The organism is Streptomyces sp. NPDC025721 (genome assembly GCF_055558595.1).
On the sequence record NZ_JBVHMF010000007.1, the window covers coordinates 128,505 to 142,285 of the forward strand.

Here is a 13,781-nt window from a genome sequence, read left to right on the forward strand (position 1 = left end):
TCTCCACAGCGCGGTACTTAAGCGATTCAGTGGCGGAACGACCGCACTATTGCATTGGGTTGTGGGCCGGTAAAGGGACTGATTCAGCGCTGATGCTTAACCGTTACATTGCGGTTCAGCGCGCCGCCGTCCGAAGGCGCGGGTTCGGGGGGACGGGCGCGGCGCGCCGTGGGGTAGGGTCGATGCCGTCAGCGGCGGGCCAGGACCCGCCACAGCAGTGGAGATCAGCCGAGATCAGCCGAGGAGGTGGGACCGATTACCGGTATCGCAGGCCGGGTGCTCCCGCCGTACGGCCGAGCGGTCTCTCCGACGTAGGTGAGGCCGGGGGAGTGCCCGTGGGCTTCCCGAAAGGCTCTACATGTCGGACTTCACCGCACCGTCGCCCGAATCCACCGTCGTCGCCGCGCTCAGGGCGGCGGGCTGCGTCTTCGCCGAGGACGAGGCGCGGCTGCTCATCGCGGCGGCCGGGACCCCCGAAGAACTCACCGCGATGGTCGCGCGCCGCGCGGACGGTCTGCCGCTCGAACACGTCCTCGGCTGGGCCGAGTTCGCCGGACAGCGGTTCGCCGTGGACCCCGGCGTCTTCGTACCGCGCCGCCGTACCGAATTCCTCGTCCAGGTCGCGGCCGGGCTCGCCGCGCCCGGCGCCGTCGTCCTGGATCTGTGCTGCGGCTCGGGGGCCGTCGGCGTCGCCCTGGCCAGCGCGCTCGGCGGCGGCGTAGAACTGCACGCCGCCGACCTCGACCCGGCCGCGGTGCGCTGCGCCCGCCGCAATGTGGCCCGCGTCGGCGGGCGGGTGTACGAGGGTGACCTCTTCGCGCCGCTCCCGGCCGACCTGCGCGGACGGGTCGGGCTGCTGGCCGCCAACGTCCCCTACGTACCCAGCGACGAGGTCGGCCTCCTGCCGCCCGAGGCCCGCGACCACGAGGCCCTGATGGCGCTCGACGGAGGCGCCGACGGCCTCGACGTCATGCGCCGTGTCGCCGCGCGGGCCACCGACTGGCTCGCCCCCGGCGGTTCCCTGCTGGTCGAGTCGAGCGAGCGGCAGGCCCGGCGGGCGGTCGGCCTCTTCACCGCCGCCGGGCTCCGCGCGCACGTCACCGACTCGGACGAGCTGTACGCGACCGTCGTCGTCGGCACCCGGCCGCCGCTCGGGGCGGGCGGTTAGGGCCCGCCCCGGACGCGTCGTGGGCCGTGGGCTGGCCGCCGGTCAGTCGGCCTGCTGGTCGGCGGTGCGCAGGCCCGCCGACCACTTCTCCTCGATGTTGCCGAACCGCCAGACGGCGAAGGCGACGGCCCAGGTGGCGAAGAACAGGCCCACGATGACGTAGCCGACGATGTTGAGGTCGATCCCGCCGACCCAGTCCCAGAAGGCGCCGTGGAATCCCGCCTTGTCCGCGACCAGGCCGAGGAGTTCGACGGTGCCGATGATGAGGGCGACGGCGACGGACAGGCCGGTGATGGTCAGGTTGTAGTAGACCTTGCGGACCGGCTTGGAGAACGCCCACTCGTAGGCGAAGTTCATGAACGAGCCGTCGATGGTGTCCAGCAGCGACATGCCCGCGGCGAAGAGCACCGGCAGGCAGAGGATCGCGTACCAGGGCAGCCCGGACGCCGCGCCGGAGCCCGCGAGCACCAGCAGCGCGATCTCGGTGGCGGTGTCGAAGCCGAGGCCGAAGAGCAGGCCCAGCGGGTACATCTGCCACGGCTTGGTGATCGACTTCATGACCCGGCCCAGCAACCGGTTCATGAAACCGCGGTTGTTGAGCTGCTCCTCCAGCGCCGCCTCGTCGAAGTGGCCCTCGCGCATCTGCCGGAAGACCTTCCAGATTCCGGCCAGGATCACCAGGTTGATGAAGGCGATGACGTACAGGAAGGTGCCGGAGACGGTGGTGCCGATCCAGCCGGTGACGTTGTGGAGCTGGGAGTTGTCGTCCTCGACGGGATTGGCGAGCGCCTTGACGCCGAGCGAGAGCAGGAAGGCCAGGCCGAAGACGATGCTGGAGTGGCCCAGCGAGAACCAGAAGCCCACCGACAGGGGCCGCTTGCCCTCGCCCATCAGCTTGCGCGTGGTGTTGTCGATCGCCGCGATGTGGTCGGCGTCGAACGCGTGCCGCATGCCGAGGGTGTACGCGGTGACGCCGATGCCGATGCCGAAGGACTTGGTGCCGAGGCTGTAGTGCTCGGGGGCCACGATCGCCACCAGCGTGAACCAGCCGATGATGTGCAGGGCGAGGATGAAGGCGAACATGCCGCCGACCCTCGTCCACTCGGCGCGGGTCATCGAGCCGGCGATGCGGCGCCAGCGGGACCCTGGTGGTGCCGGTGCGTCCGGAGACGTGGCGGTGGTCATTTCATCAGTCCTTTGTCGAAGCGGGCGAAGCCAAGCTAGACGCACCTCTGTCCTTGTTGCAAGGTACTGGCAATAAGGATGCCCACCCTGGCCTGCCCCAAGCTCAGCGGGGTGCCGGTACCACCGGCGCGAGGACGCAGTCGCCGCAGAGCCCGCCCGCGCCCCCCGGCGCGGCCCGGTAGATCAGGCAGCAACTGCGCCGGCGGAAAGGCGCGCCCGGTGCGCCCGTACGCGCCCCCGTGCTCGTACCGCGCAGCGGCGGCCGGTCCAGCAGCAGGGCGGCCAGCGACCGTACGCGCCCGGCGTCGGCGGGGCGCGCCGCGGCGAGCATCCCGGCGGCGCCGTTCAGCGCGGAGGCGCTGTTGCCCCACAGGATGTGCGGGGACACCTTGAAGGGCGTGAAGGCGTCGGCCAGTTCGCGCACCGGCCCGTCGAGCAGATGGCGGGCGAGGGCGGCGGCCAGGGCCTCCCCTCCCGCGGGCGCGCCGGGAGCCGTGTCCTGGCCGGTGTCCTGAGGCGTGTGCGGCAGCGACAGCGGGAAGGGGCCGCCCAGGACCGGCTGCCAGCGCAGATCGGCGAGCCGCAGGCCCGGCGTGACCTCGCCGCGCAGGACCGCGAGGGCCAGCGTCGGCGACAGCACCCGGGCGACCAGGCCGAGGTGGGCCACGGACGCGGCGACCCGCGGTTCCACGGCCTCCGCCTCCCGGCCGCCCGCCGCCGCGAGATACCGCCTGACGCCCGCCACCCGGTCGCCGAGCGCGGGTCCGCCGTCGGCCAGCTCGGCCATCGACCGCCAGGGGACGCCGGTATCGGAACCGGCGCGGTGCCCCTCGGCGGCGAAGAACGGGCCGAGGGCCGCGAGATCCGCCGTCCGGGACGCCTCGGCGGGCGGCTCGGACGGCGGCGGCGCGTCGTCGTTCATCGGTTCACGCGCTGACCGGGTCCGTCCTGCCGGTCTGCGCGGCGGGGGCGGTGCGCGAGGCGAGCACCCGCTCGGCCAACGGGCCGAAGGCCAGCCCGATCACCGTCCACAGCAGGAGCTGCGCGGCCACCGAGTAGAAGCGGAAGGAGAACAGCACATCGGCGGGGAAACCCGGATAGACGATCCGGCCCTTGTCGTCGGTGAGCGGCAGCGGCGTCTCCGTCGCGTGGTTGCCGAAATTCTCCTTGTTGTACGCCAGGTGGCCCAGTTGCGGCAGCAGCGCCATCACCACGCCGATCGCGACGACGAAGGCGGCACCGGCGAGCAGGGTCGCGTTCCAGTTCCCGAACCGGGCCTGGAGTCTTCTGCCGAGCAGTGCCGCGCCGACCAGAAAGGCCAGCGAACACACGACCATCACCAGATAGAGCCCGGTGCGGTCCTTGATGGTGTCCTCGTGCCCGATGGCGGGCGGATTCGCCGGGTACTTGAGGAACGGCACCAGGTAGATGCCGAGGAATCCGCCGCCCGCGACCAGCAGCGCGAGATTGCGCGCCCGCAGATTGCCGACGCGTCCCAGGCAGACCGCGTAGGCGACCGCGAAGAGCGCGCCCATGGCCATGCCGAAGAAGATCATGCCGACGCCGATGCCCACGTCCGCCTGGACGGTGCGGCTGAACAGCTCGTGCCCCGCGTGCTCCATCGGCAGCCCGGCGGCTTTGTCGAGCGCGGCCTGCGCGTCGTCCCTGCCGCTCTCGTAGTCGATCGCTTTACTGATGTCCGGCTCCGCGAAGATCCGCGCGAAGAGGAATGCGAGCAGCCCTGCGACTGCGCCGACGACTATGCCGCGCAGGATGAGTTTCTTTTCCATGTCGAATTGTCCGTCTGTTCTGTCGGCTCCGTCGGCGCGAACTCAGTGGCAGGGGAAACCGAGGAAGTGCCGGGCGTCGTGGACGAACTCGTGGATGTGGGTGTCCTTGCCGAAGACGCTGACCGCGCCCTGGTCGACACCGATGAAGTAGTAGACGGCGAAAGCCAGGATCGCGGTGCCTACCAGCCACATCACGGCCTTCGAGACCGGCAGGACAACCGGTGTGGCGGTGGTGGTGGGAGCGGACACAGAGCTCACGGGTGGGCCTCCTTCAGGGATTCGGCGTCCCTCGATCGAATGGGGCGTTGTGACGGCGGAGTATCTGACTCACCGGCCACCTCCTCGATGACCGGCTACACAGTGGCGCGACCGTGCTGGATTTTCACCAGCTTCCTCACGCCATCACGTAATTGAGCGTAGGGGCTGTCGAACAGGCACGTCAATCGGGCCTGCGACGTTGTGACATACGCCCCTGACCGCTGTGCGAGACTCCGGACCGTGAAACAGATCTTCGTCATCGGTATCGGGGCGGGCGACCCGGACCAGCTCACCCTCCAGGCCGTGCGGGCGATCGGCCGCACCGAGGTGTTCTTCCTGCTCGACAAGGGCGAGGAGAAGGCCGATCTGGTCGCGCTGCGCGAGGAGATCCTGCGACGGCACGCCGTACGGCCGCACCGCGTGGTCGTCGCGCGCGACCCGGAGCGCGACCGGGAACGGACAACTCCCGGCTACGCGAACGCGGTTGACGACTGGCGACGGCGCCGCGCCGACATCTACGAGCGGCTGATCGCCGGGGAACTGCCGGACGACGGCTGCGGGGCGTTCCTCGTCTGGGGCGATCCGGCCCTGTACGACAGCACGTTGGGCATCCTCGAAGAGGTGCACGGCCGGGGGAGCGCCGCGTTCGAGTGGACGGTCGTGCCCGGCGTCAGCAGCGTCTCGTCGCTGGCCGCCAAGCACCGCACGGGCCTCAACCAGGTCGGGCGGCCGGTGCAGATCACCACCGGGCGCAGGCTCGCCGACGGCGGGCTGCCGGACGGGGTGGACGACGTGGTGGTGATGCTGGACGCCCACCAGACCTTCGGGCGCTTCACCGGCCAGGGGCTGGAGATCTACTGGGGCGCGTATCTCGGCACGCCCGACGAGATCCTGCTGTCCGGACCGCTGGACGACGCCCTCGCGCAACGGATCAGCGACGTACGGGCGCGGGCCAGGGCGCGCAAGGGCTGGATCATGGACACGTATCTGCTGCGGCGCGGCGTCCCCAAGTGACCCCGCCCGGCGCGGAGTCGAGGCATGTGCTGATCCTCGGCGGTACGGGGGAGGCCCGGCGGCTCGCGGAGCTGCTCGCGGCCGATCCGGGGTTGGTGACGACGAGTTCGCTGGCCGGGCGGGTCGCGGAGCCCCGGCTGCCGGACGGCCGGGTCAGGATCGGCGGCTTCGGGGGAGCGGACGGGCTGGCCCGCTGGCTGCGCGAGGAACGGGTGGACGCGGTGGTCGACGCCACGCATCCCTTCGCCGCCGTCATCAGCGCCCACGCTGCCGAGGCGGCCCGCGCCGTACGCCTGCCGCTGCTCGTGCTGCGCCGGCCGGGCTGGGCCGCCGGTCCCGGCGACCGCTGGCACTGGGCGGACTCCGTCGCGGACGCGGCGGCCCTGCTGCCGGGCCTCGGGAGCCGTCCCTTCCTGACCACGGGGCGCGGCGACCTCGCGGCCTTCGCCGCGGCGTCCGCCACATTCCTGCTGGCACGCTCGGTCGACCCACCGGACCCGCCGCTTCCCCCGCACGTCCATGTCCTGCTGGCCCGCGGCCCGTTCACGGCGGAGTCCGAACGGGCGCTGCTGCGCGAGCACCGGATCGACGTCCTGGTCACCAAGGACAGCGGCGGCGCCGCGACCGCCCCCAAACTCACGGCGGCCCGTGAGGCGGGCATCCCCGTCCTGATCGTCCGCCGCCCGCCCCCGCCGGAGTCCGTCCCCGTCGTCGCGACCCCCGCGGAGGCCGTCAGCCTGCTGCGTGCCCCACGCAGGACCTGGCCGCCTCCATGGGGGTGGCCGTCCCCGCGAGGACCTGGTCACGGTGGGTCCGCGCCGTGACCATCAGGGCGTCGAGGGTGTCGCGGGTGCGGACGAGGTCGTCGATATGGGCCGAGAGGCGGTCGCGCTCCAGGGCCATCCGGTCGAGGGCGGCGTCGGAGTTCTCCTCGCTGGGGGAGTCGACGCAGGGGAGCAGTTCGGCGATGGTGCGGCTGGACAGGCCCGCCGCGTAGAGGCGCTGGATGAAGGCGACGCGCTCGACCTCCTCGTCCGTGTAGTGCCGCTGCCCGCTGCCGCTGCGCACGCTGGTGAGCAGCCCCTGCTCCTCGTAGTAGCGCACGGACCGCACGCTGACCCCGGCCCGCGCCGCGAGTTCCCCGATCCGCACGATGTCCTCCCGGCTGTTCCCACCGCCCGGGCGGTGGCTCCCGGGCGGGCTATGGTCTGCGTCACAGAGCTTGCCTCTGACGTCAATGTCAGGTTTTAGCGTAGCAGTCGCGTCCGGGAGACCGGGCGATACGGAAGTGACGCGCTACGCATGAAGGAGCCCGACGTGACGAACCTCTTCACCAGCTACCGGCTCGGCGGTCTGACCCTGCCCAACCGGCTGGTCATGGCCCCGATGACCCGGGTCAGGGCCGCGGCGGGCGGGCTGGCGACACCGTCGATGGCGGCCTATTACGCCCAGCGGGCGACCGCCGGGCTGATCGTCAGCGAGGGCGTGCAGCCGAGCGCGATCGGGCAGTCCAACCCGGGCACGCCGGGACTGCACACCGACGAGCAGACCGCCGCGTGGCGTCCGGTGACCGACGCCGTGCACGCCAGCGGCGGCCGGATCTTCGCCCAGATCATGCACGGCGGCCGGGTCTCGCACCCCGACACCATCGGGACGCTGCCGGTCGGGCCCTCGGCCGTCGCCGCCGTGGGAGAGGTGTTCACCCCGACCGGCCCGCAGCCCGCCCCGACGCCCCGCGCCCTGGAGACCGCCGAGATCCCCGACCACGCGCGGTCGTACGGCGACGCCGCCCGCCGCGCGGTCGACGCCGGGTTCGACGGGGTGGAACTGCACGGCGCCAACGGCTATCTGATCTCGCAGTTCCTCTCGTCCAACGCCAACCTGCGCACCGACGGGTACGGCGGCTCGGTCGTGAACCGGATCCGCTTCGCCGTCGAGGCGGTCGCCGCCACCGTCGAGGCCGTCGGCGCGGACCGAACCGGCATCCGGCTCTCGCCGGGCGCCACCTTCTGGGGCGTTCGGGAGGACGACGTACCGGAGCTGTACGCGGCGCTGCTCACCGAACTGGCGGCGCTCTCACCGGCGTACGTCCACCTGGAGGCGACCGCCGACGAGGAGGTGCTGACCGCTCTGCGCCGGGCGTGGCCCGGCACCCTCATCATGAACCCCGTGCTGCCGATGGGCCCCAAGCAGACGGGCCGGGATGACGCCGACCACTGGCTCGCGCTGGGCGCCGACCTGATCAGCTTCGGCCGCGGCTTCATCGCCAACCCCGACCTGGTCGAGCGGCTGCGTGTCGGCCTGCCGCTGGCCCCTGTCGACGAGGCCACGTACTACCAGGGCGGCGACGCGGGCTATCTCACGTACTCCTCCCACCAGTACGCGGCCTGAGACCCTGGTCGGTCAGGCGGCCTCGACCGCGGGCCTGAGGACGTCCTCGCACCACTGCCGGAGCGTGGTGGGGGTGTCGACGGCGTGCTGCGGAGTGCGGGTGATCCCGTTGTCGAGGCCGCCGTCCTTGGCGATCGCCATGTCCAGCATGCCCTGGGCGATGGCCTCGGACATGCCCGCGCCGAGGAACCGCTCCTTGAACGGCCCCGCCGGGACCTGCTGGTAGCGGACCGGGAAGCCGAGGGCGTCGGCGATCACGGCGGCCGTGTCATTCTGCGACAGGTCCTCGGGACCGAGCAGCGGTACGTCCTCCCGGCCGCTCCACGAGGGGTCGAGCAGCAGGCGGGCGGCGATGGCGGCGATGTCGCGGGTGGCCACCGTGGGCATCGCGCGGTCGGGGGAGAGCGCGTTGAAGAACACGCCCTGCTCCTTGATCACTTGGGCCTGGCGGAGCAGATTGTCCATGAAGCTGGGCAGATTCAGGGACCGGAAGGCCGCGCCGGTCTCCGCGAGCCGGTCGTCCAGGGCCAGCGTGGCGGTCACATGCCCGGCCCGGTCCGCGTACGCGGTGCCGCGGCCCAGGGAGCTGACGCTGACGACGTGCTTGACGCCGTAGGCGCGGATCGCCTCGACGGCGGGCCGGGCGAAGTCGGAGTACACCTCGTCTAGGGTGGCCGCGTGGGGGTTGGGCGGCGGCAGCCAGAACAGCGCGTCGGCGCCGTCGAGGGCGCGGGCCACGGCCTCGGGGTCGCCGTGCGAGCCCTGGACCACCTCCGCGCGCTCGCGGACGCCGGCGCTCAGCCGGGCGGGGTCGCGGACGACGACGCGGACCGGCTCGTCGGCGGCGAGGACGCGGTCGACCACCTGGTGTCCGATATTTCCGGTAGGTGCGGTGATGACGATCATGAGTTCACTCCAGCGGCATGGGAAAAGGTCGCCCGAACAAGTAAACTCTACCGTACCGTTTACTTTTGAGGATGCAAGCCGATGACCGAAGAAGGCGGGCCGCGACAGCGCGGGGAGCAGCGACGGGGCGAGGAGTTGCGGCGCCACATCCTGTTCATGGCCAAGGACGTGTTTCTCGAGGCCGGGTACGAGCGCGCCTCGATGGACGCCGTCGCCTCCCGCGCCGGGACGTCCAAGCGGTCGCTGTACGCGCACTTCGAGAACAAGGAGAAGCTGTTCCTCGCCGTCCTCGGACTCGTCCGCGAGCTCTACCTCGGCAGGCTGCGGACGCCCGACGCGTACTCCGCGGACCCCGCGGAAGCCGTCACCCTGTTCTGCGGGCGGTTCCTCCAGCTCATGACGTGGGAGTCGCAGGTGCGCACCTGTCGGCTGAGCATCGCCGCCGCCGCGTGGCTGCCCGCCAGTTCGCGCGCGTACTTCGACGCCATGTTCGCCACCACCCACGAACGGCTGGCCGCGTATCTCGTCGAGCACTACGGCATGGGACCCGAGGACGGCGCCGCCCTCGCCGAGGACCTGCTCGGCCGCACCGTGCTGCCGCGCGTCTTCCGCACCCTGCTCAACGTCGAGGACGCGACCACGGGCATGCCGGAGGACGACGCGCTCGCCGCGAGCGTCGACCTGCCCGCCATCCGCCGGGTGGTCGCGACGGCGCTGCCCGCCACCGAGGACTGACGGCTACCGGCGTCCGCGCTGAGGCGCGGTCCTCACGCGCAGGACGGGCACACGCCCCGGTAGGTGACCTCGAACGCCGAGACGCTGAAACCGAAGCGCTCCTCGGGCGGCAGGTCCGCCAGCGGGTCGCCGGTCGGGTGGACGTCCCGGATCGTGCCGCAGCGCGAGCACACCAGGTGCTGGTGGGCGTGGTGCGCGTTCGGGTCGTACCGCTTGGCGCGGCCGTCGGTGGAGACCTCGATGACCTCGCCGAGCGCGACCATCTCGCCCAGGGTGTTGTAGACGGTGGCCCGCGAGATCTCCGGCAGCCGCCCGGCCGCGCGGGCGTGCACCTCGTCGGCCGTCAGGTGGACGTGGTCGCCGTCGAGAACCTCGGCGACGACGCGCCGCTGGGAGGTCATCCGCCAGCCGCGTCCGCGCAGCCGCTCCAGCAGGTCACTCATGTCGGTTCACCTATTCAGGTTCGGCGGGATGCCCGAAGTTTACTCATGGGCGTCCGGAGTCTGATGGGATATGAGCTTGGCCCGCTTCTTGACTTGGACACAGTCCATCGTAGGATCGGTTCCGGCGATAACCAAGGGACAGGAAGCCCCCAGTAGGGCAGGAGACGGAGACGTGACGGGACCACCGCCGTGAAGTCGCGCGGCGTCGGCCTGAGGGTGGGGACCGCCCGCGTCACGGCCACCGCCCGCCCGACCGTGTCCGATGACCCTGGCTCGTCGTTCGACTTGTCGCTCGACGAACCGCGGTCGTCTCCCGGGGCCGAGCGCCCCGACTGTTCCATTTCCCCGCAGTTCCTGAGCACCGTGATCCGCCTGGTCCGGAAGGATTCCCATGTCTGAGAACCATGATGCAATCGTCACTGACGCGAAGGCGGAGGGCGGGGGTGGCTGCCCGGTCGCGCACGGACGCGCGCCGCACCCGACTCAGGGCGGCGGAAACCGCCAGTGGTGGCCCGAGCGGCTCAATTTGAAGATCCTTGCCAAGAACCCCGCCGTGGCCAACCCGCTCGGCGAGGACTTCGACTACGCCGAGGCGTTCAAGACCCTCGACCTCGCGGCGGTCAAGCAGGACATCGCGCAGGTGCTGACCAGCTCCCAGGACTGGTGGCCCGCCGACTTCGGCAACTACGGCCCCTTCATGATCCGTATGGCGTGGCACAGCGCGGGCACGTACCGCATCAGCGACGGCCGCGGCGGCGGCGGCGCGGGCCAGCAGCGCTTCGCCCCGCTCAACAGTTGGCCGGACAACGCCAACCTGGACAAGGCCCGCCGTCTGCTGTGGCCGGTCAAGAAGAAGTACGGCCAGAGCCTGTCCTGGGCCGACCTGATGATCCTCACCGGCAATGTCGCCCTGGAGCAGATGGGCTTCGAGACCTTCGGCTTCGGCGGCGGTCGCGCGGACGTCTGGGAGCCCGACGAGGACGTCTACTGGGGCCCCGAGACCACCTGGCTCGGCGACGAGCGCTACACGGGCGACCGCGAGCTGGAGAACCCGCTCGGCGCCGTCCAGATGGGCCTGATCTACGTCAACCCCGAGGGCCCCAACGGAACGCCCGACCCGCTGGCCGCGGCCCGCGACATCCGTGAGACCTTCCGCCGGATGGCGATGAACGACGAGGAGACCGTCGCGCTGATCGCGGGCGGCCACACCTTCGGCAAGACCCACGGCGCGGGCCCGGCCGACAGCGTCGGCGACGACCCCGAGGCCGCCTCCGTCGAGCAGCAGGGCCTCGGCTGGAAGAACAGCTACGGCACCGGCAAGGGCGGCGACGCGATCACCAGCGGTCTCGAGGGCATCTGGACCAACACCCCGACCGCCTGGGACAACAGCTTCTTCGAGATCCTCTTCGGCTACGAGTGGGAGCTGTTCCAGAGCCCCGCGGGCGCCAACCAGTGGCGGCCGAAGGAGGGCGCGGGCGCCGGCACCGTACCGGACGCGCACGACGCGTCCAAGAGCCACGCCCCGACGATGCTCACCACCGACCTCGCGCTGCGGGTCGACCCGGCGTACGAGCAGATCTCGCGGCGCTTCTTCGAGAACCCCGCCGAGTTCGCGGACGCCTTCGCCCGCGCCTGGTACAAGCTGACCCACCGCGACATGGGCCCGGTCGTGCGCTACCTCGGTCCCGAGGTCCCCTCCGAGGTGCTGCTGTGGCAGGACCCGCTGCCCGCCGCCACCCACGAGGCGCTCGACGCCTCCGACCTCGCCGCCCTCAAGAGCCAGATCCTCGGCTCCGGGCTGTCGGTGGCCCAGCTCGTCTCCACCGCGTGGGCCTCGGCCTCGTCCTTCCGCGGCAGCGACAAGCGCGGCGGCGCCAACGGCGCGCGCGTCCGTCTCCAGCCGCAGATCGGCTGGGAGGTCAACGAGCCCGACCGGTTGGCGACCGTGCTGCGCACCCTGGAAGGTGTCCAGGAGTCCTTCAACGCCGCCCAGAGCGGCGGTAAGGGGATCTCCTTCGCCGACCTGATCGTGCTGGCCGGTGGCGTCGGCGTCGAGCAGGCCGCCAAGGCGGCCGGGTTCGACATTCAGGTGCCGTTCACGCAGGGCCGCGTGGACGCGACCCAGGAGCAGACCGACGTCGAGTCGTTCAGCGCCCTGGAGCCGACCGCCGACGGATTCCGCAACTACCTCGGCAAGGCCAACCGGCTGCCCGCCGAGTACCTGCTGATCGACAAGGCGAACCTGCTGAACCTGAGCGCCCCCGAGCTGACCGTCCTCGTCGGCGGCCTGCGCGTCCTGGGCGCCAACTACCAGCAGTCCGCCCTCGGCGCCCTCACCGAGACCCCCGGCACGCTGACCAACGACTTCTACGTCAACCTGCTCGACCTGGGCACGACGTGGAGCGCGACGTCCGAGGACGCGAACACCTTCGAGGGCCGCGACGCCTCCGGCGCGGTCAAGTGGACCGGCACCCGCGCCGACCTGGTCTTCGGCTCGAACTCCGAGCTGCGCGCCCTGGCGGAGGTCTACGCGAGCGACGACGCGAAGGAGAAGTTCGTCAACGACTTCGTCGCGGCGTGGGCCAAGGTCATGGACCTCGACCGGTTCGACCTGGTCTGAGAACGGTGCCTCCGGGGCACCGCGTGAGGACGCCTGACCGCGTCTGACGCACATCCCGGCCACGACGTCCGGGGCGGCTCGCAGAAGCCGCCCCGGACGTCGCTGTGTGCGGGGCCCTTTCGGCCGCCGGGTGCCCAGGCGCCCAGCGGCCCGGGGGCTCAGTCCTGGGCGAGCACCGCGCGGATCACATGCCGGGCGTTACGTGCCATCGTCGGATTCGTCTCGCGGTAGTACGGCAGCGCGTTCACCGCCTGGGAGAGCGCCCGGCCCCGCCCGCGCCTCCACGTCGCGTCGTCGACGCCGAGCGCGCCGCGCAGGACCTCCCGCGCGTCGGGCGGCAGCAGATTCCACGCGGGGAACAGGTCACAGGCCGGATCGCCCACGCCCGCGCACCCGAAGTCGATCACCGCGGTCAGCCGGCCCCCCGACACCAGCAAATTGCCCGGCATCAGATCGGAGTGCACCCACACCGGCGGCCCGTCCCAGTCGGGCGCGCGCAGGGCGTCCTCCCACACGGCGGTCAGGCCGTCGCAGTCGACGCCCTCCTGCGGAATCCCGCGCAGTCGCGCGATCGCCGACCGGGTCGACGCGTCGTGGTGGGCGAGCGGTTCGCCGCGATAGGCGGGCGGCGGGTCCGGCAGCGTGACGTCCCGCATCGCCCGCACGAATCCGGCGATGTCCTCCGCCAGGCGTACGGGTTCGCTCAGCGCCCCCGCCTCCGGCGGTTCGCCGTCCAGCCACCGGTACACCGACCACGGCCACGGATACCCCCGCGCGGGCTCCCCGGCGCCGAGGACTTCGGGGACGGCCGCGGGCAGCAGGGGCGCGAGCCGCGGCAGCCACTCCTGCTCCAGCGCGACGTCCCCGGCCCCGCCCGCCACGAGCGGCAGACGGACCACCATGTCGTCGCCGAGCCGGTACATCGCGTTGACCGTGCCGCCGGACGGGAACCGCCGCACGTCGAGCCCCGCCCACCGGGGGAACTGTTCGGCCACCAGCCGCCGTACGAGGTCGGCGTCGATGGGGTGCAGGTCAGGGTGCATGGGCGGGGTGGTCATGGGGCGTCATACGACCGCGCGGCGGCGGCTCCCGTCAACCGCTTTTCCCCCCTCGACGGCCCGCCGCGCGGGCGCCCCGCCGGGGGCCGGCGAGGGGGGCCCGATCCCGCCCCCGCAATCCATTTGCCATTCCTTTACTATGGCTCGGTCGGTCCGCCCGCGACCCTGGTAGGAGCCGCGGTCGCCGCCGACCCGGCGAACGCGCCGCGCCGC

Annotated in this window: 14 protein-coding genes and 1 riboswitch; of the genes, 6 read left to right on the plus strand and 8 right to left on the minus strand. The window is 71.8% G+C overall.

Going from position 1 to position 13,781, the window contains the following annotated elements:
- The first annotated feature begins 358 nt into the window (after positions 1-358).
- Positions 359-1,168 (plus strand): putative protein N(5)-glutamine methyltransferase, encoded by an 810-nt coding sequence (locus ACZ4EF_RS13015; RefSeq protein ID WP_467504295.1) that lies wholly within the window; start codon positions 359-361, stop codon positions 1,166-1,168.
- Positions 1,169-1,210: 42 nt separating this feature from the next.
- Here the strand turns inward: ACZ4EF_RS13015 and nicT are convergent, their stop codons facing one another.
- The 4 genes from nicT to ACZ4EF_RS13035 all read right to left on the minus strand — a co-directional run bounded on the left by nicT (position 1,211) and on the right by ACZ4EF_RS13035 (position 4,401).
- A complete protein-coding gene (gene nicT / locus ACZ4EF_RS13020) occupies positions 1,211-2,353 on the minus strand; it encodes a Nickel transporter NicT (RefSeq protein ID WP_467504297.1) in 1,143 nt (380 codons plus the stop codon).
- Positions 2,354-2,456: 103 nt separating this feature from the next.
- Positions 2,457-3,275 carry a (2Fe-2S)-binding protein gene (locus ACZ4EF_RS13025; protein ID WP_391045038.1) on the minus strand — a complete coding sequence of 273 codons (819 nt, stop codon included), beginning with the start codon at positions 3,273-3,275 and terminating at the stop codon, positions 2,457-2,459.
- Positions 3,276-3,279: 4 nt separating this feature from the next.
- Positions 3,280-4,143 (minus strand): CbtA family protein, encoded by an 864-nt coding sequence (locus ACZ4EF_RS13030; RefSeq protein WP_391161940.1) that lies wholly within the window; start codon positions 4,141-4,143, stop codon positions 3,280-3,282.
- Positions 4,144-4,185: 42 nt separating this feature from the next.
- Positions 4,186-4,401 carry a CbtB domain-containing protein gene (locus tag ACZ4EF_RS13035; protein WP_391045033.1) on the minus strand — a complete coding sequence of 72 codons (216 nt, stop codon included), beginning with the start codon at positions 4,399-4,401 and terminating at the stop codon, positions 4,186-4,188.
- Between the two features lie 37 nt (positions 4,402-4,438).
- A riboswitch (cobalamin riboswitch) is annotated at positions 4,439-4,562 on the minus strand.
- A 79-nt stretch (positions 4,563-4,641) separates the two neighbouring features.
- On the opposite strand from ACZ4EF_RS13035, the gene cobF reads away from it, so the two are divergent.
- Positions 4,642-5,415: a precorrin-6A synthase (deacetylating) gene (gene cobF / locus ACZ4EF_RS13040; protein WP_401311252.1), complete on the plus strand. Its 774-nt coding sequence runs from the start codon at positions 4,642-4,644 to the stop codon at positions 5,413-5,415.
- Positions 5,412-6,239: a cobalt-precorrin-6A reductase gene (locus ACZ4EF_RS13045; RefSeq protein ID WP_467504300.1), complete on the plus strand. Its 828-nt coding sequence runs from the start codon at positions 5,412-5,414 to the stop codon at positions 6,237-6,239. The genes cobF and ACZ4EF_RS13045 overlap by 4 nt, the downstream gene beginning before the upstream one ends.
- Here the strand turns inward: ACZ4EF_RS13045 and ACZ4EF_RS13050 are convergent.
- Positions 6,148-6,567 carry a MerR family transcriptional regulator gene (locus ACZ4EF_RS13050; RefSeq protein WP_391161936.1) on the minus strand — a complete coding sequence of 140 codons (420 nt, stop codon included), beginning with the start codon at positions 6,565-6,567 and terminating at the stop codon, positions 6,148-6,150. The two genes, ACZ4EF_RS13045 and ACZ4EF_RS13050, sit on opposite strands and share 92 nt — an antisense overlap.
- A 165-nt stretch (positions 6,568-6,732) precedes the next feature.
- Between ACZ4EF_RS13050 and ACZ4EF_RS13055 the strand changes: the two genes are divergently transcribed.
- Entirely contained in the window at positions 6,733-7,806 is a 1,074-nt protein-coding gene (locus ACZ4EF_RS13055; RefSeq protein WP_467504302.1) for an alkene reductase, read from the plus strand.
- Between the two features lie 12 nt (positions 7,807-7,818).
- On the opposite strand, the gene ACZ4EF_RS13060 is transcribed toward ACZ4EF_RS13055, so the two are convergent.
- On the minus strand, positions 7,819-8,712 hold the full coding sequence (locus ACZ4EF_RS13060; protein ID WP_467504304.1) for an NAD(P)H-binding protein: 894 nt from the start codon (positions 8,710-8,712) through the stop codon (positions 7,819-7,821).
- A gap of 81 nt (positions 8,713-8,793) precedes the next feature.
- On the opposite strand from ACZ4EF_RS13060, the gene ACZ4EF_RS13065 reads away from it, so the two are divergent.
- Positions 8,794-9,447 (plus strand): TetR/AcrR family transcriptional regulator, encoded by a 654-nt coding sequence (locus ACZ4EF_RS13065; RefSeq protein ID WP_467504306.1) that lies wholly within the window; start codon positions 8,794-8,796, stop codon positions 9,445-9,447.
- Positions 9,448-9,479: 32 nt separating this feature from the next.
- Here ACZ4EF_RS13065 and ACZ4EF_RS13070 read toward each other — a convergent pair whose 3' ends face one another.
- A complete protein-coding gene (locus tag ACZ4EF_RS13070) occupies positions 9,480-9,890 on the minus strand; it encodes a Fur family transcriptional regulator (protein ID WP_391045013.1) in 411 nt (136 codons plus the stop codon).
- 391 nt (positions 9,891-10,281) lie between these two features.
- On the opposite strand from ACZ4EF_RS13070, the gene katG reads away from it, so the two are divergent.
- Complete coding sequence (katG, locus tag ACZ4EF_RS13075; protein WP_467504308.1) at positions 10,282-12,510, plus strand: catalase/peroxidase HPI; 2,229 nt, start codon at positions 10,282-10,284, stop codon at positions 12,508-12,510.
- Between the two features lie 158 nt (positions 12,511-12,668).
- On the opposite strand, the gene ACZ4EF_RS13080 is transcribed toward katG, so the two are convergent.
- A complete protein-coding gene (locus tag ACZ4EF_RS13080; RefSeq protein ID WP_467504310.1) occupies positions 12,669-13,568 on the minus strand; it encodes an aminoglycoside phosphotransferase family protein in 900 nt (299 codons plus the stop codon).
- Between the last annotated feature and the right edge of the window lie 213 nt (positions 13,569-13,781).